The organism is Mesorhizobium sp. P2_E10, assembly GCF_056404235.1.
On record NZ_JBFUEK010000053.1, the window covers coordinates 1 to 566 of the forward strand.

The 566-nt window shown below is 60.1% G+C and carries 1 protein-coding gene; it reads left to right on the forward strand.

Annotation, left to right across the window (positions count from 1 at the left end; translation table 11 throughout):
* The first annotated feature begins 124 nt into the window (after positions 1 to 124).
* The gene (locus AC1D0N_RS31875; RefSeq protein WP_477250591.1) at positions 125 to 535 is read left to right on the forward strand and encodes a hypothetical protein; all 411 of its coding nucleotides are present in this window, start codon (positions 125 to 127) and stop codon (positions 533 to 535) included.
* Positions 536 to 566: the final 31 nt, after the last annotated feature.

Here is a 566-nt window from a genome sequence, read left to right on the forward strand (position 1 = left end):
GTATAATGTTGCATTGTGAATTGACAAGATACGCAATTTGGGTCCAAATTGGCTGAGCAGGTCATCGCTTCGCTTTGACCTGGACCGTCTTCGACGGGAGGCCCATGCGCCATAGCGAGGAATTTTGGACACCAGCGCCGCCCACAAGGACACCCGAAAGCGCCACCGGATCGATATCGGGCCGGAGGCGGGCGCGCTCCTGGATGAGGCCTGCAAGGTGTTCCAGCTTGACCGAGTGGAGACTTTGCGGCGCATTATCCGGGCCAGCCTGGATGTCGGTCCCGCTCTGTCAGCTGAGAATTCACGCACTGTCGCGGCGTTGGCCTCGCAAGTCCGGATGGTCGGCCGAAACCTCAGCCAGCTTCTCCATGCCATTCATTCCGGCCACGCTGCCCCCATGGAGGCGGCGTTGCCGATATGGGAAGCACTGGATGAGAGGGTGAAAGCTGTCGACGCCGAATTGACGGCGATGACGATCGCGCATGGCCTGAAACTTCGGAAGGCGGCGCATCTGCTGGATGGTGAGGGCGCGTGAACCTCGACCAGTCTTCCATACAGGCCATAGC